The organism is Streptomyces sp. NPDC001544, assembly GCF_042894285.1.
Lineage (GTDB): Bacteria > Actinomycetota > Actinomycetes > Streptomycetales > Streptomycetaceae > Streptomyces.
This window is the reverse complement of record NZ_JBIAVN010000001.1, coordinates 1089342-1111730: the sequence shown is the minus strand read 5'-3', so window position 1 is coordinate 1111730 and position 22389 is coordinate 1089342. Positions and strand designations below refer to the sequence as shown.

General features: G+C 71.1%; 18 protein-coding genes. 10 read left to right on the top strand and 8 right to left on the bottom strand.

All coding sequences use genetic code 11. From position 1 onward, the window contains the following. Window positions 1-78: 78 nt before the first annotated feature. The 4 genes from whiA to uvrC are packed head-to-tail and all read right to left on the bottom strand — an operon-like array spanning window position 79 to window position 5190. Window positions 79-1068 (bottom strand): DNA-binding protein WhiA, encoded by a 990-nt coding sequence (whiA, locus tag ACFY0F_RS05090; RefSeq protein ID WP_132886120.1) that lies wholly within the window; start codon window positions 1066-1068, stop codon window positions 79-81. Beyond that, window positions 1059-2126: a uridine diphosphate-N-acetylglucosamine-binding protein YvcK gene (yvcK, locus tag ACFY0F_RS05085; RefSeq protein ID WP_388788983.1), complete on the bottom strand. Its 1068-nt coding sequence runs from the start codon at window positions 2124-2126 to the stop codon at window positions 1059-1061. The genes whiA and yvcK overlap by 10 nt, the downstream gene beginning before the upstream one ends. Continuing rightward, window positions 2123-3124, bottom strand: coding sequence for an RNase adapter RapZ (gene rapZ, locus ACFY0F_RS05080; protein WP_388788980.1), 1002 nt, complete (start codon window positions 3122-3124; stop codon window positions 2123-2125). The genes yvcK and rapZ overlap by 4 nt, the downstream gene beginning before the upstream one ends. Next, a complete protein-coding gene (gene uvrC, locus ACFY0F_RS05075; protein WP_388788978.1) occupies window positions 3121-5190 on the bottom strand; it encodes an excinuclease ABC subunit UvrC in 2070 nt (689 codons plus the stop codon). Before uvrC ends, rapZ begins: the two co-directional genes overlap by 4 nt. 340 nt (window positions 5191-5530) lie before the next feature. On the opposite strand from uvrC, the gene ACFY0F_RS05070 reads away from it, so the two are divergent. The 3 genes from ACFY0F_RS05070 (at window position 5531) to ACFY0F_RS05060 (ending at window position 8521) form a co-directional block, all read left to right on the top strand. Then, window positions 5531-6478 carry a hypothetical protein gene (locus ACFY0F_RS05070; RefSeq protein WP_388788975.1) on the top strand — a complete coding sequence of 316 codons (948 nt, stop codon included), beginning with the start codon at window positions 5531-5533 and terminating at the stop codon, window positions 6476-6478. Window positions 6479-6581: 103 nt separating this feature from the next. Next, a complete protein-coding gene (locus ACFY0F_RS05065) occupies window positions 6582-7613 on the top strand; it encodes a LacI family DNA-binding transcriptional regulator (protein WP_388788973.1) in 1032 nt (343 codons plus the stop codon). Further along, on the top strand, window positions 7610-8521 hold the full coding sequence (locus ACFY0F_RS05060; RefSeq protein ID WP_388788970.1) for a carbohydrate kinase: 912 nt from the start codon (window positions 7610-7612) through the stop codon (window positions 8519-8521). The genes ACFY0F_RS05065 and ACFY0F_RS05060 overlap by 4 nt, the downstream gene beginning before the upstream one ends. A 94-nt stretch (window positions 8522-8615) precedes the next feature. On the opposite strand, the gene uvrA is transcribed toward ACFY0F_RS05060, so the two are convergent. Then, on the bottom strand, window positions 8616-11615 hold the full coding sequence (gene uvrA / locus ACFY0F_RS05055) for an excinuclease ABC subunit UvrA (protein ID WP_388788968.1): 3000 nt from the start codon (window positions 11613-11615) through the stop codon (window positions 8616-8618). A gap of 224 nt (window positions 11616-11839) precedes the next feature. Here uvrA and ACFY0F_RS05050 point away from each other — a divergent pair, with 224 nt between their 5' ends. The 5 genes from ACFY0F_RS05050 (at window position 11840) to ACFY0F_RS05030 (ending at window position 16120) form a co-directional block, all read left to right on the top strand. Next, complete coding sequence (locus ACFY0F_RS05050; protein ID WP_388788965.1) at window positions 11840-12529, top strand: maleylpyruvate isomerase family mycothiol-dependent enzyme; 690 nt, start codon at window positions 11840-11842, stop codon at window positions 12527-12529. A gap of 55 nt (window positions 12530-12584) precedes the next feature. Further along, entirely contained in the window at window positions 12585-13241 is a 657-nt protein-coding gene (locus ACFY0F_RS05045) for an MBL fold metallo-hydrolase (RefSeq protein ID WP_388788962.1), read from the top strand. Between the two features lie 346 nt (window positions 13242-13587). Continuing rightward, window positions 13588-14472: an ABC transporter substrate-binding protein gene (locus ACFY0F_RS05040; protein ID WP_388788960.1), complete on the top strand. Its 885-nt coding sequence runs from the start codon at window positions 13588-13590 to the stop codon at window positions 14470-14472. Continuing rightward, complete coding sequence (locus ACFY0F_RS05035; RefSeq protein ID WP_388788958.1) at window positions 14469-15371, top strand: amino acid ABC transporter permease; 903 nt, start codon at window positions 14469-14471, stop codon at window positions 15369-15371. Before ACFY0F_RS05040 ends, ACFY0F_RS05035 begins: the two co-directional genes overlap by 4 nt. Continuing rightward, window positions 15368-16120 carry an amino acid ABC transporter ATP-binding protein gene (locus ACFY0F_RS05030; protein WP_388788956.1) on the top strand — a complete coding sequence of 251 codons (753 nt, stop codon included), beginning with the start codon at window positions 15368-15370 and terminating at the stop codon, window positions 16118-16120. Before ACFY0F_RS05035 ends, ACFY0F_RS05030 begins: the two co-directional genes overlap by 4 nt. A 43-nt stretch (window positions 16121-16163) precedes the next feature. On the opposite strand, the gene aroQ is transcribed toward ACFY0F_RS05030, so the two are convergent. Then, complete coding sequence (gene aroQ, locus ACFY0F_RS05025; RefSeq protein ID WP_388788954.1) at window positions 16164-16637, bottom strand: type II 3-dehydroquinate dehydratase; 474 nt, start codon at window positions 16635-16637, stop codon at window positions 16164-16166. A 101-nt stretch (window positions 16638-16738) separates the two neighbouring features. On the opposite strand from aroQ, the gene ACFY0F_RS05020 reads away from it, so the two are divergent. Together ACFY0F_RS05020 and ACFY0F_RS05015 are read left to right on the top strand one after the other, a co-directional pair. Beyond that, window positions 16739-17785: a S66 peptidase family protein gene (locus ACFY0F_RS05020; protein WP_388788952.1), complete on the top strand. Its 1047-nt coding sequence runs from the start codon at window positions 16739-16741 to the stop codon at window positions 17783-17785. A gap of 94 nt (window positions 17786-17879) precedes the next feature. Further along, window positions 17880-19169 (top strand): MFS transporter, encoded by a 1290-nt coding sequence (locus tag ACFY0F_RS05015; protein ID WP_388789213.1) that lies wholly within the window; start codon window positions 17880-17882, stop codon window positions 19167-19169. A 78-nt stretch (window positions 19170-19247) separates the two neighbouring features. Here ACFY0F_RS05015 and ACFY0F_RS05010 read toward each other — a convergent pair whose 3' ends face one another. Further along, entirely contained in the window at window positions 19248-20234 is a 987-nt protein-coding gene (locus ACFY0F_RS05010) for a TerC/Alx family metal homeostasis membrane protein (protein ID WP_388788950.1), read from the bottom strand. Window positions 20235-20456: 222 nt separating this feature from the next. After that, window positions 20457-22373: a TerD family protein gene (locus tag ACFY0F_RS05005; RefSeq protein ID WP_388788947.1), complete on the bottom strand. Its 1917-nt coding sequence runs from the start codon at window positions 22371-22373 to the stop codon at window positions 20457-20459. Between the last annotated feature and the right edge of the window lie 16 nt (window positions 22374-22389).

Below are 22389 nucleotides of genomic sequence, written 5' to 3'. Positions count from 1 at the left end.
AAGAGCGCCCCAAGGACAGCAAAACGCCGGTGCCGTCACCCGAGTGGGCGCAGGCACCGGCGCACTGACCGGTTGTCGTCATACCGCCAGGTTGTCCGCCAGCTCCTCGCTGAGGTTGGCCTCCGTGCCCGGGATACCGAGGTCGGAGGCGCGCTTGTCGGCCATCGCCAGCAGACGGCGGATACGGCCGGCCACGGCGTCCTTGGTCAGCGGCGGGTCGGCAAGGGCGCCCAGCTCCTCAAGGGAGGCCTGCTTGTGCTCCATCCGCAGCCGCCCGGCGGCCGCGAGGTGCTCGGGGACCTCGTCGCCGAGGATCTCCAGGGCGCGCTGGACGCGGGCACCGGCGGCGACGGCGGCCCGGGCCGAGCGGCGCAGGTTGGCGTCGTCGAAGTTGGCGAGCCGGTTCGCCGTGGCGCGCACCTCGCGGCGCATCCGGCGCTCCTCCCACGCCAGCACCGACTCGTGCGCGCCGAGCCGGGTGAGCAGGGCACCGATCGCGTCCCCGTCCCGGACGACCACCCGGTCCACTCCCCGCACCTCGCGGGCCTTGGCGGCGATCGAGAGGCGGCGGGCGGCGCCGACCAGTGCCAGCGCGGCCTCGGGACCCGGGCAGGTGACCTCCAGGGAGGAGGAGCGTCCCGGCTCGGTCAGTGAGCCGTGCGCCAGGAAAGCACCGCGCCAGGCCGCCTCGGCGTCGCAGGTCGCGCCTGAGACCACCTGCGGGGGCAGGCCCCGGATCGGGCGGCCCCGGCCGTCCACCAGGCCGGTCTGCCGGGCGAGCTGGTCACCTCCGGCGACCACCCGCACCACGTACCGCGAGCCGCGGCGCAGCCCGCCCGGCGCCATCACGATCAGCTCGGAACTGTGGCCGAAGATCTCCAGGATGTCCCGTTTGAGGCGCCGGGCCGCCATCGCGGTGTCCAGCTCCGCCTCGATCACGATGCGTCCGCTGACCAGGTGGAGGCCGCCGGCGAACCGCAGGATGGCGGAGACCTCCGCCTTCCTGCAGCAGGTCCGGGTGACGGGGAGCCGGGAGATCTCGTCCTTCACCGCTGCCGTCATCGCCATGGGCCGATCCTTCCATGCATCCGAAAAATACGGTCGTACGCGGCGGCCAACAGCTCCGGGTCGTGCCTCGGGGTCCCGTCGGTCCGGGCCACGGGCGCCAGCTCGACCGCGGCTCCCAGCCGCTTGGCGGCCTCGGTGAGGGAGTCGCGGTCGGGCACGGCGGCCTCGTCGGCCAGCACCACGTCCAGGGCGAGTTTAGGGGCGTGTCGCCCCAAAACCTCCAAATGACGCTGCGGGGAGAACCCCTCGGTTTCTCCGGGCTGCGGGGCGAGGTTCAGGGACAGCACCCGGCGTGCCTTCGTCTCCGTGAGCGCGTCCAGGAGTTCGGGGACGAGCAGGTGCGGGATGACGGAGGAGAACCACGAGCCGGGGCCGAGCACCACCCAGTCCGCGTCCAGGACGGCGGCGACGGCCTCCGGGACGGCGGGCGGGTCGTTCGGCACCAGGTGCACGGACTGCACCTCGCCCGGGGTGAGGGCGACGGTGGCCTGCCCCCGTACCGTGTCGACGTCGTCCGGACGCTGCGGGTCGTGTCCCTTGACCAGGGCCTGGAGCTCCAGCGGCACGGCGGACATGGGCAGTACGCGCCCGTGCGCGCCGAGCAGTTTGCCGACCAGGTCCAGGGCCTGGACGTGGTCGCCGAGCTGCTCCCACAGGGCCACGATCAGCAGGTTGCCGACCGCGTGCTCGTGCAGGTCGCCCTGGGACTGGAAGCGGTGCTGGATGACCCGGGCCCAGGTCTGGCCCCAGTCGTCGTCACCGCACAGCGCGGCCAGCGCCTTGCGCAGGTCGCCGGGCGGCAGCACACCCAGCTCGTCGCGCAGGCGCCCGCTGGAACCGCCGTCGTCGGCCACGGTGACGACGGCGGTGAGGTCGCCGGTGATCCGGCGCAGCGCGGCCAGCGAGGCGGACAGGCCCATGCCACCGCCGAGGGCGACGACCTTGGGCTGGGCGCCGCGCCGGCGCGGCCTGGCGCCGCGGACCTCGACGGGCCGGCCGGCGCGGGCCTCCGGCACCACCCGGCGCAGCCCGCGCAGCCGCGGTGTACGTTCCGTCATTCCCGTCCCATGTCCCGGTGTACGACCACCGTCTCCACACCCTCGGCCGCGAGCCGCGCGGCGAGCTTCTCCGACACCGCGACCGAGCGGTGCTTGCCGCCGGTGCAGCCGATGGCGATGGTCACATACCGTTTGCCCTCGCGGCGGTAACCGGCCGCGATGAGCCGCAGCAGTTCGGCGTACCGGTCGAGGAACTCCTTGGCGCCGGGCTGGTTGAAGACGTACGCGGACACCTCCTCGTTGAGGCCGGTGAACGGGCGCAGCTCCGGGACCCAGTGCGGGTTGGGCAGGAACCGCATGTCCGCGACCAGGTCGGCGTCGACCGGCAGGCCGTACTTGAAGCCGAAGGACATCACGGTGGCCCGCAGCTCGGGCTCCTCCTCGCCGGCGAACTGGGCGTCCATCTTGGCGCGCAGTTCGTGCACGTTGAGGCTGGAGGTGTCGATCACCAGGTCGGCGTCACCGCGCAGCTCGCGCAGCAGCTCCCGTTCGGCGGCGATGCCGTCGACGATCCGGCCGTCGCCCTGGAGCGGGTGCGGGCGGCGCACCGACTCGAAACGGCGCACCAGTGCCTCGTCGGAGGACTCCAGGAAGACGATCCGCCGGGTGACGCCCCGGGCGTCGAGGTCGGCGAGCGACTCCCGCAGGTTGTCGAAGAAGCGCCGGCCGCGAACGTCGACGACGACCGCGATCCGCGCCACGTTGCCCTGGGAGCGGGCGCCGAGCTCCACCATGGTGGGGATCAGCGCGGGCGGAAGGTTGTCGACGACGAACCAGCCGAGGTCCTCCAGACACTTGGCGGCCGTCGAGCGGCCGGCTCCGGACATGCCGGAGATGATCACCAGCTCGGGGATGGCCCCGTCGGGGGCCCCGGCTGTCTCGCTGCCCGTACTCACCTTTGCTCCGTTGTCCTGGACCGCCTGCTGCGGCTGGTCCTCGCGCTTTTCCTCGTGTGCCGGATCTCGGTCCGCTGTGGGGTGTGCCTCGTGCTCCGTCATGTCTCCTGCCCCCGTCGTTCGTCCGGGGTGCCCGCCGTCACGGGCTCCCCCGAGGAATCCCCCGTCGTACCGGGTTCCCCGTCTTCAATGATCTCTCCGGTCGCCGTGTTGACGGCCGGGGCGGCCGGGGCCGCCAGGGCGAGGGCCGCGGCGATCGTCTCGGCCGTCTTGCGGCCTATCCCGGGGACCTCCTGGATCTGGTCCAGCGTGGCGGACCGCAGCTTCTTCACCGAGCCGAAGTGCTTGATCAGCGCCTGTTTGCGGGTGTCGCCGAGGCCGGGCACCTCGTCGAGGGGGCCGGCGCGGAAGCGTTTGGCGCGCTTGGCCCGCTGGTAGGTGATCGCGAACCGGTGCGCTTCGTCGCGGACGCGCTGGAGCAGGTAGAGGCCCTCGCTGGTGCGGGGCAGGACCACCGGGTCGCTCTCGCCCGGCACCCACACCTCCTCCAGGCGCTTGGCCAGGCCGCAGACCGCGATGTCATCGATGCCGAGCTCGTCCAGGGCCCGCTGGGCAGCCGCGACCTGCGGCTGTCCGCCGTCCACGACGACGAGCTGCGGCGGGTAGGCGAACTTCTTGGGACGGCCGTCGTCGTCCTTCAGCCCGTCCCTGGGCTCGTTCCCGAGCTCGCCGTCCTCGGAGCCGTCGTCCACCCACTCGCCGGTCTTCTCCTTCTCGGCGAGATAACGCCGGAACCGGCGGGTGATCACCTCGTGCATGGACCGGACGTCGTCCTGGCCCGCGAAGCCCTTGATCTGGAAGCGCCGGTACTCGCCCTTGCGCTGCAGACCGTCCTCGAAGACGACCATGGAGGCGACCACGTCGTCGCCCTGCAGGTGGGAGATGTCGTAGCACTCGATCCTGAGGGGGGCGCTGTCCAGGTCGAGGGCCTCGGCGATCTCCTCCAGGGCGCGCGAGCGGGTGGTGAGGTCGGAGGCACGCCTGGTCTTGTGCAGGACGAGTGCCTGCTGTGCGTTGCGCTGCACGGTCTCCATGAGCGCCTTCTTGTCGCCGCGCTGCGGTATGCGCAGGGAGACACCCGCCCCGCGGCGGCCGGTCAGCCATTCCTGGACCGGTTCGACCGGCTCGGGCAGAGCGGGGACGAGCACCTCCTTGGGAACCGCGTCACCGCTCTCCTCGCCGTACAGCTGCTGCAGGGCGTGCTCGACCAGGGCGCCGGTGGTGATCTCCTCGACCTTGTCGGTCACCCAGCCGCGCTGACCTCGGACCCGGCCGCCACGGACGTGGAAGATCTGGACGGCCGCCTCCAGCTCGTCCTCGGCCACCGCGATGAGGTCGGCGTCGGTCGCGTCGGCGAGCACGACCGCGTTCTTCTCCATGGCCTTCTTCAGGGCCTCGATGTCGTCGCGCAGGCGGGCGGCCCGCTCGTACTCCATCTCGTCGGCCGCCTGCGTCATCTGCTTCTCCAGACGGCGCAGGTGGGTGCCCGTGCGCCCGGCCATGAAGTCGCAGAACTCGTCCGCCAGTTCCCAGTGGTCCTCGGCCGGGATCCGGCCGACGCAGGGGGCCGAGCACTTGCCGATGTAGCCGAGCAGGCAGGGACGGCCGGTGCGGGCGGCGTTCTTGAAGACGCCGGCCGAGCAGGTGCGTACCGGGAAGACGCGGAGCAGCAGGTCGACGGTGTCGCGGATGGCCCACGCGTGCGCGTACGGACCGAAGTACCTGACGCCCTTCTTCTTGTGACCCCGCATCACCTGGACCCGGGGGAACTCCTCGTTCATCGTCACCGCGAGGTACGGGTAGCTCTTGTCGTCGCGGTACTTGACGTTGAACCGGGGGTCGTACTCCTTGATCCACGAGTACTCCAGCTGCAGCGCCTCGACCTCCGTGGACACCACGGTCCACTCCACGGACGCGGCGGTGGTGACCATCGTCCGGGTGCGGGGGTGGAGGTTCGCCAGATCCTGGAAGTAGTTCGCCAGACGCTGGCGCAGGCTCTTCGCCTTTCCGACGTAGATCACCCGGCGGTGCTCGTCCCGGAACCTGTAGACCCCGGGAGAGTCCGGGATGTCTCCCGGCTTGGGGCGGTAGCTGGAGGGGTCGGCCATGTCTCACACCCTACTGGCGAGGACCGACACCGCGGCGGGCCTGTGGACGACGCCACGCGCCTGCCGCCCCGCCCGGGGGCGCTGCTCGGCCAAGTGTGCACGGCGGCCGAACGCGAGGTGTTGTCGGAGCAAGGTCAACACGCTTCAATGCGGAGGAACTCGGGGGCCGTGAACGACGGCGGGTGGCAACAGCGTACGGGTGTGCGACAACCCCGGCGCCGACGGGGTGGCCCCCGGGCGGAACTCCCCACGCCGCCGGGATGATCCGAACGGACAGGGCCCAGGCCCACGCGCACGGTCTGACCAGCCGTAGTGAACCTTCACAGAAAGGCCCCTGTGCATGCCGCACGCCACACAGCACGCGGATGTCGCCGCCGAACTGGACACGGCCCTTCGGGGCGGCCCCTTCCATGTCGCCCTGCGGGCCGCGATCGCCGCCCGCGGACTGCCGCTCCAGCGCGTGCAGCACCATCTCTCCCGGCACGGGGTCAAGGTCGGGGTGACCAGCCTGAGTTACTGGCAGCAGGGGGCCCGGCGCCCGCAGCGCCCGGAGTCGCTGCGGGCCGTGCGGGCGCTGGAGGAGATCCTTCAGTTGCCGGACGAGTCGCTGATCCGGCTGCTCGCCGAGTCCGGCGAACGCCAGGCCACCTCGACGCCGGCCGCCGCCCGGTCGTACCGCTCACTGGTCGAGGCCTCCGGCGTCCTGGACCGGCTGCAGGCGGACCTCGGCTGGTCGCTCGACGGCGGCCTGGACACCCTCGGACACCATGAGCGGATACGGATCGGGGCGCGCCGTGAACTGGCCGGCCGGGAGTCCCACCACATCGTGCGCGCGCACCGGGACGGCGTGGACCGCTTCGTGGCCGTCCACCACGGTGACCCGGGCTGCGTGCCGCGGCGTATGAACGTCCGCGCCCTGGAGAACTGCCGCACCGGCCGGGTCCGCTGGGACGAGGACACCGGGGTGCTCGTCGCGGAGCTGCTCTTCGACACCCGGCTGCGGTCGGGCGACACCTTCCTCTTCCGGTACGGCGTCGAGGACGGCACGGCCGGGCTCTGCCGCGAGTACGCGCGTGGCTTCGGCTTCCCCGGCGGGCAGTACGCCCTCCAGGTGCGTTTCGACGCGGGGGCGCTGCCGGTGCGCTGCCACCGGTTCACGCAGCCCTCCACGGCGGCCCCGCGCAGCGGCCGGCAGGAGCTGCCGCTCAGCGGACTGCACCGCTCGGTGCACGTCGTCGAGCCGCGGACCCGGCCGGGCATCGTGGGCATCTGCTGGGACTGGGACTGAAGCGCTGCGCGTAAACGCTTGCGCAAACGTTTACGTCGGGCGCCCTCATGGGGTACCTTCCGGCCAGCAGGACCCGCCGGGGCCCAGGAGGGAGCCCGATCCGATGCCCACCATGGCCGACGTCGCGCGCAGCGCCGGCGTCTCGGTGGCGACCGTCTCCCACGTGCTCAACGGCACCCGCCCGGTGCTGCCCCACACCCGCCAGGCGGTCCTGGACGCCATCGACGAGCTCGGCTACACGCCCAACACCCTGGCCCGCTCCCTGGTGACCTCCCGCACCCGCTCGATCGGGCTCGCGGTGTCGGCGATCACCAACCCCTACTTCACGGAGATCCTGCAGGGGGTCGAGGCCGCGGCCCTGCAGGAGGGCTACAGCCTCCTCATCGCCGATCCGCACGACGATCCCGGGCACGAGCGCAAGGTCGTCCAGCTGCTGCACGAGCGCCGGGTGGACGGCATGATCGTCGCGCCGTCCGCGGACCCCCGCGAGCTCGTCGCCTACCTCGGCCGGCAGGCCGTGCCGACGGTGTTCCTGGACCGGGTGGTCGACGACCGCACGACCTCCGCACCGCGCTTCGACCAGGTCTGCGCGGAGAACACCGAGCCGATGACCCGGCTCGTGACCCATCTGGCCGGGCTCGGCCACCGCCGGATCGCACTGGTGGCCGGGTTGCCCGGGCTGAGCACCACCGGCGAGCGGATCACCGGCTACCGGCAGGGCCTCGCCGCGGCCGGGCTCGCCCACGACCCCCGCCTCGTCGTCTCCGGCAACTCCGAGTCGGCCGGCGCCGAGCGGGCCACGGCGGCGCTGCTGGCGCTCAGACCCGCCCCGACGGCGTTGGTCACCGCCAACAACGCGATGACCATCGGCGCCCTGCGCGCCCTGCGCGACCGGGGCCTGTCCGTACCCGGCGACATCGCCCTGTGCTGCTTCGACGATTTCGCCTGGGCCGATCTGTTCTCCCCGCGGCTCACCGCGATCGCCCAGCCCAGCAGGGACATCGGCGCCCGGGCGGTCCGGGTCCTCCTCGACCGCCTGGCCACGCCGGACGGGCCCGCCCGGACCGTCCGGCTGCCCTGCTCCTTCGTTCATCGCACGTCGTGCGGGTGCCCCGAGAAAGGAACCGACTCGTGATCGTCGTCGCCGGTGAGGCACTGATCGACCTCGTACCGCAGGGCCAGGGCGCCCTGGCGGGGCTGCAGCCGGCACTCGGTGGCGGCCCCTACAACACGGCCCTGGCGCTGGGCCGCCTCGGCTCCGCCACCGCCTTCTGCTCCCGCACCTCCTGCGACGCCTTCGGCGAGGCCCTGCTGGACGGGCTCCGGCGGGCGGGCGTGGACGTCTCGGCCGTGCAGCGCGGCGCGGAGCCCACCACCCTCGCGGTCGCCACCCTCGACGCCGACGGTTCCGCCGCCTACTCCTTCTACGTCCAGGGCACTGCCGACCGCCTGTTCACGGTCCCCGCCGGCCTTCCCGCCGGGACCCGCGCGGTGTCCTTCGGCACCTGCTCACTCGTCCTGGAGCCGGGGGCGAGCGCCTACGAGGAGCTCATGCGGACCGCTGCCGGGCAGGGGCTGTTCACCGCCCTCGACCCGAACATCCGGCCGGGCCTGATCTCCGACGCGGACGCCTACCGTGCGCGTTTCAAGAGCTGGCTGCCGTCGGTGACCCTGCTGAAGCTCTCCGAGGAGGACGCCCGCTGGCTGGGCGGCACCCCGGACGAATGGCTCGCCGCGGGTCCTTCCGCCGTCGTGGTCACCCGGGGCGGCGACGGTCTCACCGCCTTCACCCGGGACGGCGCCGAGCATTCCGTGCCCGGTGTGAAGGTCGACGTCGTGGACACCATCGGCGCCGGTGACACGGTGAACGCGGCTCTGCTGCACGGGCTGTCCCGGCAGGACGCCCTCTCCCCCTCGGCCCTCGCCGCGCTGGGCTCGGACGGCTGGACGCGGCTGATGCGGTTCGCGGCCCGCGCGGCGGCGATCACCTGCTCCCGGGCCGGGGCCGAGCCGCCGTTCGCCGCCGAGGTGGGGGGCGTCTGACAGCACGGGGCGGCGCGGGAGCGGGCGCACGAGAACCGGGCGGGCATGAGAACGGCGCCCCGCGGGCAGTGCCGCGGGGCGCCGTTCGTCCGTGTCAGGCCTTGCGGGCCCGCGTCGTCTTCTTCGCGGGTGCCGCCTTCTTCGTGGCCCCGGCGGCCTTGGCGGTCGCCGTGCTGTTGGCGGCCTTCGCGGCACGTGCCGTGGCCGTCTTCCTCGCCGGCGCCTTCGTCGACGGGGTGGCGTCGCTGATCGTCTCCGGCTGCAGGATCTCGCGCAGGAACTTGCCGGTGTGGCTGGCCGGCACCCCGGCCACCTGCTCGGGAGTGCCCTCCGCGACGACCAGGCCGCCGCCCGCGCCGCCCTCGGGGCCCATGTCGACGATCCAGTCGGCGGTCTTGATCACGTCGAGGTTGTGCTCGATGACGATGACCGTGTTGCCCTTGTCGACCAGGCCGGACAGGACCTTGAGCAGCTTGCTGATGTCCTCGAAGTGCAGACCGGTGGTCGGCTCGTCGAGCACGTAGACGGTGCGGCCGGTGGAGCGCTTCTGCAGCTCGCTGGCGAGCTTCACGCGCTGCGCCTCACCACCGGACAGGGTGGTCGCGGACTGGCCGAGGCGGACGTAGCCGAGACCGACGTCGTTCAGCGTCTTCAGGTGGCGGTTGATCGCCGGGACCGCCTCGAAGAAGTGCATGGCCTCTTCGATGGGCATGTTCAGGACCTCGGCGATGGACTTGCCCTTGTAGTGGACCTCCAGGGTCTCCCGGTTGTACCGGGCCCCGTGGCAGACCTCGCACGGGACGTAGACGTCCGGGAGGAAGTTCATCTCGATCTTGATCGTGCCGTCGCCGGCGCAGTTCTCGCAGCGGCCGCCCTTGACGTTGAAGGAGAAACGCCCGGGCTGGTAGCCGCGGACCTTCGCCTCGGTCGTCTCCGCGAACAGCTTGCGGACGTGGTCGAAGACACCGGTGTAGGTCGCCGGGTTCGACCGCGGGGTGCGGCCGATGGGCGACTGGTCGACGTGCACCACCTTGTCCACGAGGTCGTCGCCGTCCACGCGCGTGTGCCGCCCGGGCACGGAGCGCGCGCCGTTCAGCTCGCGGGCCAGATGCGTGTAGAGGATGTCGTTGACCAGCGTCGACTTGCCGGAGCCGGACACGCCCGTGACGGCCGTGAACACGCCGAGCGGGAAGGAGACGTCGATGTCCTGGAGGTTGTTCTCCCGGGCGCCGTGCACCGTGAGCTGCCGCGAGAGGTCGCGGGGACGGCGGATGCCGGGCACGGGGATGGCCTTCTTGCCGGACAGGTACTGGCCGGTCTGCGACTCGGCGTTGGCGAGCAGTTCCTTCAGGGAGCCGCTGTGCACGACCTTGCCGCCGTGCTCGCCCGCACCGGGGCCGATGTCGACGACCCAGTCGGCGACCTTGATGGTGTCCTCGTCGTGCTCCACGACGATCAGCGTGTTGCCCATGTCCCGGAGCCGGACCAGGGTCTCGATCAGCCGGTGGTTGTCGCGCTGGTGCAGGCCGATGGACGGCTCGTCGAGCACGTAGAGGACGCCGACGAGGCCGGAACCGATCTGGGTGGCCAGGCGGATGCGCTGGGCCTCGCCGCCGGAGAGGGTGCCTGCCGCGCGGTTGAGCGAGAGGTAGTCGAGGCCGACGTCGACCAGGAACCGCAGCCGCTCGTTGACCTCCTTGAGCACCCGCTCGGCGATCTTCTTGTCGCGTGCGCTCAGCTTCAGCTCGCCCAGGAAGTCCGCGCAGTCGCTGATGGACATCGCGGAGACCTCCGCGATCGACTTGTCCATGATCGTGACGGCGAGGACTATCGGCTTCAGTCGCGTGCCCTCACAGGTGGGGCAGGGCACCTCGCGCATGTAGCCCTCGAAGCGCTCGCGGCTGGCGTCGCTCTCCGCCTCGCTGTGCCGGCGCTTGACGAAGGGCACGGCGCCCTCGAAGGGCGTGGTGTACACGCGCTCGCGCCCGTACCGGTTGCGGTAGCGGACCTCGATCTGCGTCTTGTGGCCGTACAGCAGGGCCTTCTTGGCGCGCTGCGGCAGACCGGCGAAGGGGATGTCGGTCCGGAAACCCAGGGCGTCCGCGAGGGCGCCGACCAGACGGCCGAAGTAGTCCTTGGTGTGCCCGTGCGACCAGGGGTGGATGGCGCCCTCGTCGAGGGACTTGTCCTCGTCGGGGACGATCAGCTCCGGGTCGACCTCCATGCGCGTGCCGATGCCGGTGCACTCGGGGCAGGCTCCGAAGGGCGAGTTGAAGGAGAAGGAGCGGGGCTCGAGCTCCTCGAAGGACAGGTCGTCGTACGGGCAGTACAGGTGCTCCGAGTACATGCGCTCGCGCTCGGGGTCGTCCTCGGGAAGGTCGACGAAGTCGAGCACGACCATGCCGCCGGAGAGTCCGAGCGCGGTCTCCACGGAGTCGGTGAGGCGGCGCTTGGCGCTGTCCTTCACCGTGAGGCGGTCGACGACCACCTCGATGGTGTGCTTCTCCTGCTTCTTCAGCGTGGGCGGTTCGGAGAGCTGGATGGTCTGCCCGTCCACACGCGCCCGGCTGTAGCCCTTGGTCTGCAGGTCGGCGAAGAGGTCGACGAACTCGCCCTTGCGCTCGCGCACCAGCGGCGAGAGCACCTGGAAGCGGCTCCCCTCCGGCAGCTCCAGGACCTTGTCGACGATGGCCTGCGGTGACTGCCGCGAGATCGGCCGGCCGCACTCGGGGCAGTGCGGCTTGCCGATGCGCGCGAACAGCAGCCGCAGGTAGTCGTAGACCTCGGTGATGGTGCCGACCGTGGAGCGCGGGTTGCGCGAGGTCGACTTCTGGTCGATGGAGACGGCCGGCGAGAGGCCCTCGATGAAGTCGACGTCCGGCTTGTCCATCTGGCCGAGGAACTGGCGGGCGTACGAGGAGAGCGACTCCACGTAGCGCCGCTGGCCCTCGGCGAAGATGGTGTCGAAGGCCAGGGAGGACTTGCCTGACCCGGACAGGCCCGTGAAGACGATGAGCGAGTCACGAGGCAGGTCGAGCGACACGTTCTTCAGGTTGTGCTCGCGCGCGCCACGGACGATGAGACGGTCGGCCACGCCGGTCCGCACCTTTCTTGAGAGAAGTGACAGGGGCGGGGCCCCCGTGCTTCTTCAGCCTAGGGGGAGCCACTGACAACGCCGGTCGGGATCCCGGTCGGAACAACAATCCCCGGCCATCCAGCATGCCCGACGCCGCACCTGACCATATAGCACGTGCATTCGATTTAGGCTCCAGGTCCGCCACCTTCACCCGAAGGAGTGGCGGGGCTAGGGTCTACGGCATGACTGATCACGCGCGTGACCTGGCGTCTGTGCAGAAAGCCACCGAGCGACTCCTCACCGCAGTGACCGCATTGGACAACGCGGCTGTGACCGACCCGTCACGGCTGCCCGGCTGGACCCGGGGCCATGTCCTCGCCCACCTCGCCCGTAACGCGGACGCGCTCGTCAATGTCCTTCAGGGACGTCCCATGTACACGTCGGCCGACGCCCGGGACGCCGACATCGAGCGGGACGCCCCGCGCCCTCTGGACGCCCAGCTCGCCGACCTGCGCGCGAGCGCCGCCCGCTTCCGGGAGACGGGGAACGCCCCTGACGACTGGTCGCGCACGGTGGAGCTGCGGGGCGGGGTCACCGACTCCGCGTCCCGCGTGCCCTTCCGGCGCTGGGCCGAGGTGGAGCTCCACCACGTCGATCTCGGCATCGGATACGAACTGGAGGACCTCCCGGAGGAGTTCGTGGCACGGGAGATCGATTTTCTCGCCGAACGCTTCGGCGGGCACAAGGACGTCCCCTCGACCGGTCTGCGCAGCCACGACGGCCGGACCTGGACCACCGGGGGCGGCGCCGGGGGCGGCCCGATCGGCGTCGAGGGTCCGGCCGCCGACCTGCTGGGCTGGCTCGCCGGACGCCGCGGCGGCTCGGGCCTCGCCGTGACGGGTGGCGCGCTGCCTTCCCTGCCGCCGCTGTAGCGCTGAGCGGACTCAGGACCGCTCCCCCGCCATGGAACGGATTAGGCTGATCACCATGACGTACAGCGGTGAGGTGACGGTCGGCGGACCGGCCGACGTGCACGAGCTCAAGGACCTGATGATCACCAAGGTCGCGGTCGGGCCGATGAACAACAACGCCTATCTGCTGCGCTGCCGGGCCACGGACGAGCAGTTGCTGATCGACGCCGCCAACGAGGCGCACACCCTGCTCGGCATGATCGGTGACGACGGCATCGCGTCCGTCGTCACCACCCATCAGCACGGTGACCACTGGCAGGCACTGGCCGAGGTCGTCGCGGCCACGGGAGCCCGTACGTACGCGGGCCGCGAGGACGCTCCCGGCATCCCGGTACCGACCGATGTCCTCGTCGACGACGGCGACACCGTCCGGGTGGGGCGCGTCGAACTCACCGCGCGCCATCTGGTCGGGCACACGCCCGGCTCCATCGCCCTGGTCTACGACGACCCGCACGGCCACCCGCACGTCTTCACCGGCGACTGCCTCTTCCCGGGCGGGGTGGGGAACACGCGGAAGGATCCGAAGGCGTTCGCCAGCCTGATCCACGACGTGGAGACGAAGATCTTCGACGTACTGCCGGACGAGACCTGGGTCTACCCGGGCCACGGCAACGACACCACCCTGGGCGCCGAGCGGCCGCAACTGCCGCAGTGGCACGCGCGCGGGTGGTGAGAATTCCGTCCATTCGGCGCGCATGCCGCAGACGTACGCCCGCGCGCGTGCGGCCGAGCAGCCCGCGCAAGCCTCGTGCGCGCCCCGTGTGAATCGCGCACACGCGCTGACGGCGTGTGCGCGCTCCCCGGTCACGTGGTTGCGCGCTCAACTGGAAGCAGCCACGCGCGGGAAGACGGCACCCGCGCGGATCGGGCCGCCGGTCCACCCTTATCCCCGCCCTCGGCCGGCGGCCCGGGCACGCCTCACAGGAACTGTTCACAAGACCGCAACACCCGTTCCCACCATGCGAACAATTCCTGCCGTGACCTCGACAAACGGGATGCCCTGCTGTCACTCTCCCGCCATGCATCTCGCTCCTCGCGCTCTGCGCCACGCCGTCGTCGCCGCCACCACGGCCCTCCTCGCCACCGCTGTCGGCTGTGCCCCGCAGCCGGAGGAGAAGGCGGCCGCCGATCCGTCCGCTTCGGCCGCGAAGAGCTGCGCCAAGGGCAAACTGGCCACGAAGACGTCGGGCAAGCTGACGATCGCCACCGACGAGCCGGCCTACGAGCCCTGGTTCCAGGACGACAAGCCCGCCAGCGGCAAGGGTTTCGAGTCCGCGGTGGCCTACGCCGTGGCGCAGCGGCTCGGTTACGGCAAGAACGCCGTCGTCTGGCAGAGCGTCCCCTTCAACAAGGCGTTCGCGCCCGGTGAGAAGACCTTCGACTTCGACATCAACCAGGTGTCGATCAGTGCCGAGCGCAAGAGGGCCGTGGACTTCTCGTCCGGCTACTACGACGTCCGCCAGGCCGTCATCGCGCTGAAGGACAGCAAGGCCGCCAAGGTGACGGACATCGCCGGCCTCAAGGGCCTCAAGCTGGGCGCCCAGGTGGGCACGACCAGCCTCGACTACATCAGCGACGTGGTGAAGCCGTCGCAGCAGGCGGCCGCGTACTCCAAGAACGACCAGGCCGTCTCTGCGCTCAGGAACGGCCAGGTGGACGCGATCGTCACCGACCTGCCGACCGCCTTCTACGTCACCGCGGCCCAGGTGAAGAACGCCAGGATCGTCGGCCAGTTCGAGAACCAGGGCGGCACGCCCGAGCAGTTCGGCCTCGTCCTGGACAAGGGCAGCGCCCTCACCTCCTGCGTGACGTCGGCCGTGGACGCCCTGCGAGGCGACGGCACCCTGGCGAAGCTGGAGAAGCAGTGGCTGTCCGACGCCGTCGACGCTCCGGTGCTCAAGTGACGGTCACCAAGGAGGAGGCCGGGGAGGACTCCGGCGAGGACGGCATGCCGGACCCGTACGTCCCGTCGCGGCGACGGCTGGAACGGGAGCGCCACAAGCGCACCCGAGCCCGCCGGGCGACCGCGATCGCAGCACTGTCGACCCTGGTCACCGCCGTCGTCCTGTACGTGGTCGTGGTCAGCGCACCGGGCTGGCAGCGCACCAAGGAGACCTTCTTCGACGGGCATTACGCGCGCGAGGCCCTCCCCAAGGTGCTCGACGGCCTGTGGCTCAACGTCCGGCTGCTGCTGATCTGCGGCGTACTGGTGCTCGTCCTCGGCATGCTGATCGCCGTCGCGCGCACCCTGCCGGGGCCCGTGTTCTTCCCGCTGCGGGTGCTGGCGGCGGCGTACACGGACTTCTTCCGCGGTCTGCCGCTGATCATCAACCTGATGATCGTGGTCTTCGGGGTACCCGCGCTGCGCCTCCAGGGCGTGACCGTCGATCCCGTGCTGCTGGGCGGAACGGCACTGACGCTGACGTACTCGGCGTACGTCGCCGAGGTGTTCCGCGCGGGCATCGAGTCCGTGCACCCCTCGCAGCGTGCCGCCGCCCGCTCGCTGGGACTGACCAACCGGCAGGCGCTGCGGTACGTGGTGCTCCCCCAGGCCGTACGCCGTCAGGTGCCGCCTCTGCTGAACGACCTGGTGTCGCTGCAGAAGGACACCGGGCTCGTGTCGATCGGCGGTGCGATCGACGCCGTACGGGCGGCCGACATCATCGCCCAACGCAGCCTCAACTACACGCCGTACATCGTCGCCGGGCTTGTCTTCGTGGCGCTGACCATCCCGATGACCCGCTTCACGGACTGGGTGACGGCCAGGATGGACCGGCAGCGGGCCCAGGGAGGAACCGTATGAGCGGCGCTCCGGTGCTGCGGATGGAGTCCGTCCGCAAGACCTTCGGCGGCTCGGTCGTGCTGCGCGACGTCGATCTGGAGGTCGCCCCGCACACGGTGACCGCGCTGATCGGTGCCTCCGGCTCCGGCAAGTCCACGTTGCTGCGGTGCGCCAACCTGCTGGAGGAGATCGACGACGGCGCGATCTGGCTGGACGGCGAGGAGATCACCGACCCGCGGGCCGACCAGGACGCGGTACGGCGCCGTATCGGCGTGGTCTTCCAGGCGTACAACCTCTTCCCGCACATGACCGTGCTGGAGAACATCGTCCTCGCCCCGCGCCGGGTGCACGGCGTGCCCCGCGCGGAGGCCGAGGAGCGGGCCAGGGAGCTGCTGGAGCGGCTCGGACTGGGCGGGAGGGCGGACGCCTACCCGGACCGGCTGAGCGGCGGTCAGCAGCAGCGGGTGGCGATCGTGCGCGCGCTGGCGGTGCGTCCCCGGCTGCTGCTGCTCGACGAGATCACCGCCGCTCTCGATCCGGAGCTCGTGGGCGAGGTGCTCACCGTGGTCCGCGATCTCAAGGACGACGGCATGACCATGGTGCTGGCGACGCATGAGATGGGTTTCGCCCGAGACGTCGCGGACCAGGTCTGTTTCCTGGACGGAGGGGTCGTGCTGGAGCGCGGCACCGCCGAGCAGGTCTTCGGTGACCCGCAGCAGGAACGCACCCGGCGCTTCCTGCGGCGGATCGTGGAGGCGGGCCGGCTGTGAAGGGGCGGGCGCGGTAAGGGGCTTGTGCCAGGGGCGTCGAGGCTTACGCGTCGGTCTGCGCCGCTCCGGCCAGCGCCGCGATCCGCTCCACGCCGAACACATAGCCCTGGACGCCGCATCCGGCGATGACCCCGTCGGCGCGCAGGGAGACGTACGAGTGGTGCCGGAAGGACTCCCGCTTGTGGATGTTGGAGATGTGGACCTCCAGCACCGGCATGCCGTCACAGGTGTTGAGCGCGTCCAGGATCGCCACCGACGTGTGGGAGTAGGCGCCGGGGTTGATCACGATCCCGCAGTGGTTCAGCCGCGCCTCGTGGATCCAGTCGACCAGCTCGCCCTCGTGGTTGGACTGCCGGAAGTCGATCGTGCCGCCGTGCGCGGCCGCGGCCTTGGCGCACAGGGCCTCGACGTCGGCGAGGGTGTCGGAGCCGTAGATCTCGGGCTGACGCTGGCCGAGCAGGTTCAGGTTGGGCCCGTTGAGGATCATGATCGGGGCGTTGGCCAGGGTGCGGGGCACGGTTCCTCCGGTCCGTTCGGGGTGGGCGGCCCGTGGGGACCGCTGCTCGGACCCGGTCTATCACGGTGCACCGAGACGGCCGAGGCCGTTACCCTCCGGGCATGATCACGCCCTCGTACCCTCCCAAGCCCTCGCCCGGCGACCGCATAGCCGTCGTCTCACCCTCCGGCGGGCTGCCCGAACTCTTCCCGCGACCCTACGAACTCGGGCTGGAGCGGCTGAGCGAGGACTACGGTCTGGAGCCTGTCGAGTACCCGACGACCCGGAAGATGGGCACGTCACCCCAGGAGCGGGCGGACGACATCCATGCGGCCTTCGCCGATCCGGAAGTCAAGGCGGTCATCGCGTCGATCGGCGGCGACGACCAGATCACCGTGCTGCCGTTCCTGGACCGGGAGCTGTTGCGGGCCGACCCCAAGCCCTTCTTCGGCATGAGCGACAACACCAACCTGCTCGCGTTCCTGTACAACACCGGCATCGTCGGCTACCACGGCGCCACGGTGATGTGCGAGCTCGGCCGCCCCGGCGCGATGCACCCGCAGACCGCGGACTCCCTGCGGGCGGCGCTGTTCACCTCGGGTCCGTACGAGCTGCGGCCGGCCGACCGCTGGAACGACGTCAACCGTGACTGGCGCGACCCGGCGACCTTCGAGTCGGAACCGGAGACCCGACCCGGCACGGGGTGGACCTGGCTGGGCGCCGACCGCGTGGTCGAGGGCCGCAGTTGGGGCGGCAATCTGGAGATCCTTTCCTGGCTGCTGATGACGGACCGCGAGATCGCGCGAGACCCGTCGGTGTACGACGGGGGCGTACTGCTCCTCGAGACCTCCGAAGACATGCCGAGCGCCAGGGAGGTCTTCTACATCCTGCGCAACATGGGCGAGCGCGGCCTGCTGCAGCGCTTCCCGGCACTGCTGGTGGGCCGCGCCAAGACGTGGTCCTTCCAGCGCCCCAACAGCCCGGAGGAGGCGGCCCGGTACGCCGCGGAACAGCGCGAGGCCGTGCGGCGCGCGCTGAGTGCGTACGCCCCCGACACGCTGGCCGTCTTCGACGTGGACTTCGGCCACACGGACCCCCAACTGGTCATTCCGTATGGCGGCACCGTCCGCGTCGACGGCCCCGCACGGCGCATCACGGTGACCTACTGACCCAGGACACACCCCCGCACGCCCCCCGTAACCAGCGCTCACTGTGGGTAGTTGACGCAGCATGCACGACGTACGCACCGTAAGGGCGCCCTCCATGCCGCGGCTCGCGGCCGCCTCGCTCGCCGGGACCGCGATCGAGTTCTACGACTTCTTCGCCTACGGAACCGCGGCCGCCCTGGTCCTCGGGCGGCTGTTCTTCCCGACGTTCTCGCCGATGGCCGGGACGCTGGCGGCGTTCGGGACGTTCGGCGTGGGGTTCTTGGCCCGGCCGCTGGGTTCGGTGCTGTTCGGGCACATCGGGGACCGGCACGGACGCCGGCCGGTCCTCGTGGGGTCCCTGCTGCTGACCGGGGCCTCCACGGTCGCGGTCGGCTGCGTGCCGGTCTACGGCTCGATCGGCCTGGCCGCACCCGTACTGCTCCTCCTCCTGCGTTTCCTGCAGGGACTGGGGCTGGGCGGGGAGTGGGGCGGGGCGGTCCTGCTGACCGCCGAACACGCGCCCGCCGGGCGGCGCGCGCTGTGGTCGAGCTTCCCGCAGGTGGGACCCGCTGTGGGTTTTCTGCTGGCCAACGGCGTGATGCTGGCACTGTCGGCGACGTTGTCCGACGCGCAGTTCGCCCAATGGGGCTGGCGGGTGCCGTTCTGGGCGGCCGGGGTGCTGGCCGTGGCCGGTCTGTGGCTGCGCTCCTCTCTGGCCGAGAGCCCCCGGTTCCTGGAGATCGACGACCATGCGCGCATGCCGCTCGCCGAGGTGGTACGGCACCACTGGCGGCTGGTGCTGCTGACGGCGGGCGCACTCGCGGTCGGCTACGCGGTCTTCTACACGGTGACGACCTGGTCCCTGGCCTATGCGACGGAACGGCTGGGAGTGAGCCGCACCGTCATGCTGACCTGCGTCATGGCCGCCGTGGTGGTGAAGGGGGCGCTGACGCCCCTGATGGCACTCCTCGGCGACCGGTTCGGGCGTCGGCCGTTGTGCCTGGCGGGGTGCACCGCCACGGCGCTGTGGATGTTCCCCATGGTCGCGCTGCTGGCGACCGGAGCGCCCTTGCTGATGTTCCTCGGCTTCCTCGGAGCGTTCATCGGGTTCGTCATGATGTTCGCTGTGATCGCCGCGTACCTGCCGGAGCTGTACGAACCCAGGGTGCGCTGTACGGGCGCCGCGGTGGGCTACAACCTCGGTGGGGTGCTCGGCGGCGCGCTGACGCCGATCGTCGCCACCGCGCTGGCCGAGCACTCGGGCCGCGTCCCGTGGGGTGTGGGCGCCTATCTGACCGGGATCGCGCTGTTCAGTCTCGCCTGCTTCGCGCTGCTGCCGGAGACGCGTCCGGTGCCGGTGGCCAGGGCGGTGGAACCGGCCGCCGGCCGGCCGGCTACGGGTTGATCGCCAGCTCCAGGTAGGCGGCGAACAGCACCAGGTGGACGCCTCCCTGCAGCGGCGTGGCCCGGCCCGGCACCACCGTCAGGGAACTGCGCTCTCGCCGCCGGCCTCTGCCGTCTCCAGCGCCGCCTGCTTCCTGGAGGCCGTCAGGCTGGTGATCGTGGTGACGACGAGGACCGCGCAGATCACACCGAGCGAGACCGGGATACTGATCTCCGGAACATGCACCCCGGACTCGTGCAGCGCGTGGAGCACCAGCTTCACCCCGATGAAGCCGAGGATGATCGACAGGCCGTAGGAGAGGTGGACCAGCTTCTTCAGCAGGCCGCCGATGAGGAAGTACAGCTGGCGCAGCCCCATCAGAGCGAAGGCGTTGGCGGTGAAGACGATGTACGGGTCCTGCGTCAGGCCGAAGATCGCGGGTATCGAGTCCAGCGCGAAGAGGACGTCCGTGGTACCTATCGCGAGCATCACGACGAGCATCGGCGTCATGACCCGCTTGCCGTTCTGCCGGATCCACAGCTTGGTGCCGTGGTAGCGGTCGGCCACGCCGAACTTGCGCTCGGCGGCCTTGAGCAGTTTGTTCTCCTCGAACTCCTCGTCCTCCTCGTCGGCCCGGGCCTCCTGGACGAGCTTCCAGGCGGTCCAGATCAGGAAGGCGCCGAAAAGGTAGAAGACCCACGAGAAACTCGCGATGATCGCGGCTCCGGCGGCGATGAAGACGGCCCGCAGGACCAGGGCTATGAGCACTCCGACGAGCAGCACGCGCTGCTGGTACTGCGAGGGCACCGCGAACTTCGCCATGATCAGGACGAAGACGAAGAGGTTGTCCACGCTCAGTGACTTCTCGGTGATGAACCCGGCGAAGAACTCGCCGGCGGGCTGCCCGCCGCCGAAGACGAGCAGGCCGAGGCCGAAGAGCCCGGCGAGAGCGATCCAGACGACGGTCCAGATGCCGGCTTCCTTGACGGACACGTCATGGGGTTTGCGACCGATGAAGAAGTCGACCGCGATGAGAGCGGCGAGGCCGACGATGGTCAGGGCCCACAGGGTTGCGGAAACTTCCACTGCGCCTCCGGCAGTTCGTAACGGCGAACAGTCAGCGTCATCGCTGCCGGAGGTCTCTTCCACCCGGGATGGGCCGACGCCCCGGGATCTCGTCCGATCCGTACTGACGGGTGCGCCGCAGTCAGGGAGTACTCCCCTCCGTGTCCACAACAGTACCCCCATCACCAAGGAAAGGTAAAGCGATTGGCAAAGAAAAGTCCAAATCGCCTGGTGGAAGGTCCTTTACCTCTGCTTGGGAGATGCCTGAGCCACCTTGGCGAGCACGTGGTCGAGCACCTCGCTGCCGGGCGGCACCAGTGACGGTTCGTACGTCCAGGCGTGGCCGACCCAGGGATCCGCGAGATGGTCGTCGGGCACCGGGGTGAGTCGCATGAGGGAATGCCACAGCGGGTCGAGCAGAGGGCCGTACGCGGCGGCGTCCTCCCGGTCGGCGACCATCAGGAGGTGCACGCCCACGGACGGTCCCTCGTCCGCGAGGTAGCGCAGCTCCGTCACGGCCCGGTCGTCGAAGCCATGCGGGAAGTCGTTCACGAACAGCAGCTGCCGGGCCATGTCCAGATCCGGCGGCAGTGATTCGGCCGCACCGCCGCGCACCGCCATCTGGAGGAGGTCGACGCGCCGGGTGAGGTGGCCCAGGACGTCCCTCACACCCGCGGCGCCGGCGGCGGGCGGACCGGTCAGCACTCCGCTGCGCACCAGCGGCGTGAGCGCCCGGGACGCCGAACCCGCCGGGTCGATCACCTGGACGCGGAACTCCCCCGCCGGGTGCACGGCGAGCATCCGGACAGCGAGCGCCACCGCCGCCTCCATGGCGAGGTGCCGCAGCCCCTCCGGCGCGGTGTCCCAGCCGTCGGGCGCCGTCTCACGACCGGTGTCGATCCACAGACCGCGCTCCAGCGGCAGCCGGACCAGCATCGGAACGCGCAGCGGGACGCTCTCCGGCAGGTGGAGCTCCCCCAGGCGCACGGCCAGCGGGGGCTCCGTCGGCACCTGGTAGCCGTGCCACACCGGGTTGTCCCAGCCGGCGAAGGCCGGCGGGAGGGCGGGCTCCACCACCTCCCCCTCGGCGGTGAGCTGGGCGAGGTCGCGGTCGAGGACCGCTCGTGCCTGGTCGACGAGCGCTTCGCGTCTGGAACGGGCCGCCTCGCGAGCCGCGTCACCCGCCGGGCCGAGCCGGTCGCGCGGATCGGTCAGGGCCTGGTCGAGTTCCTTCTCCAGGCGCGAGTCGGCGAAGTCGACGGCGCTGCGGTAGGCGGCCGTGGTGCGTGCGAGATCCTCGAACATGCCCCAGACCTGGTTGTACAGCCGCTCCTCCATCGACCAGCCGACCGCGTCACCGGCGACCGGCGCCACGGGCTGCCCCGCCGGGCCGGGAGGCGCCTCGGGCGCGGGCGGTGGCGGAGCGGGGTGACGGCGCGGATGGGTGTAGTCGACGGGGCTGCCGGACGCCCCGGAGGACGGGGAAACGCCGGACGAGGGCTGCCCGTGGGACGGGCTCGGGGGCCACAGCGGTCCTGCGTCGGGGGAACCGTGGGAGGCGGTGCCGGGCTGCTCGAGACCGGGGGCGGGAGCCGGTACGGAACGGGCCAGACCTCGGGTGACCGCTTCCTGGATACCGTCCGCGAGTTCGTCGGCCTCGGGCAGGCCCTGGTCGGTGAGGAGCGCGGCGAGGCCGCCCGCGTAACCCTGGCCGACGGCACGTACCTTCCAGGCGCCCTGCCTGCGGTAGAGCTCCAGCGCGACGACGGCGGATTCCGCGTCGAGGCCGGTGATCGTGTAGCGCGCGATCTGGGTGCCGTCGAGACCGGTGACCGCGACGGAGGGGGCGGCGACGGCGCCGAAGCGGAGCGGCCCCCCGGTCCCCGATGGCAGGGCGAGCAGCACGTCGACGCGGTGCACCTGTTCGGGCACGGCGTCCAGGTCGACCGCGAGGCGGTGTTCGGCGGCCGCCTGACGGGAGACCTCCAGGCCCGGGAGGGTGGGGGCGCCCGGGTGCGCCACCCACTCGACGCCGCGCACCTTGCCGCTGTCGTCGCTGAGCGTGGCCCCGGCCAGGACCGGTGCCCCGGCCGTGATCCGGATCTCCAGCCGGACCTGCGAGAGCGGGTGGTTCTGCCCCCGCACCAGCTCGGCTGTCATCGGCTGCCCCCCTGGT

Excerpts from the sequence above, each read along its gene's own strand:
- whiA (WP_132886120.1), bottom strand. The coding sequence starts at position 1,068 with ATGGCGATGACGGCAGCGGTGAAGGACGAGATCTCCCGGCTCCCCGTC.
- yvcK (WP_388788983.1), bottom strand. The coding sequence starts at position 2,126 with ATGACGGAACGTACACCGCGGCTGCGCGGGCTGCGCCGGGTGGTGCCG.
- rapZ (WP_388788980.1), bottom strand. The coding sequence starts at position 3,124 with ATGACGGAGCACGAGGCACACCCCACAGCGGACCGAGATCCGGCACAC.
- uvrC (WP_388788978.1), bottom strand. The coding sequence starts at position 5,190 with ATGGCCGACCCCTCCAGCTACCGCCCCAAGCCGGGAGACATCCCGGAC.
- ACFY0F_RS05070 (WP_388788975.1), top strand. The coding sequence starts at position 5,531 with ATGCCGCACGCCACACAGCACGCGGATGTCGCCGCCGAACTGGACACG.
- ACFY0F_RS05065 (WP_388788973.1), top strand. The coding sequence starts at position 6,582 with ATGCCCACCATGGCCGACGTCGCGCGCAGCGCCGGCGTCTCGGTGGCG.
- ACFY0F_RS05050 (WP_388788965.1), top strand. The coding sequence starts at position 11,840 with ATGACTGATCACGCGCGTGACCTGGCGTCTGTGCAGAAAGCCACCGAG.
- ACFY0F_RS05045 (WP_388788962.1), top strand. The coding sequence starts at position 12,585 with ATGACGTACAGCGGTGAGGTGACGGTCGGCGGACCGGCCGACGTGCAC.
- ACFY0F_RS05040 (WP_388788960.1), top strand. The coding sequence starts at position 13,588 with ATGCATCTCGCTCCTCGCGCTCTGCGCCACGCCGTCGTCGCCGCCACC.
- ACFY0F_RS05030 (WP_388788956.1), top strand. The coding sequence starts at position 15,368 with ATGAGCGGCGCTCCGGTGCTGCGGATGGAGTCCGTCCGCAAGACCTTC.
- ACFY0F_RS05020 (WP_388788952.1), top strand. The coding sequence starts at position 16,739 with ATGATCACGCCCTCGTACCCTCCCAAGCCCTCGCCCGGCGACCGCATA.
- ACFY0F_RS05015 (WP_388789213.1), top strand. The coding sequence starts at position 17,880 with ATGCCGCGGCTCGCGGCCGCCTCGCTCGCCGGGACCGCGATCGAGTTC.
- ACFY0F_RS05005 (WP_388788947.1), bottom strand. The coding sequence starts at position 22,373 with ATGACAGCCGAGCTGGTGCGGGGGCAGAACCACCCGCTCTCGCAGGTC.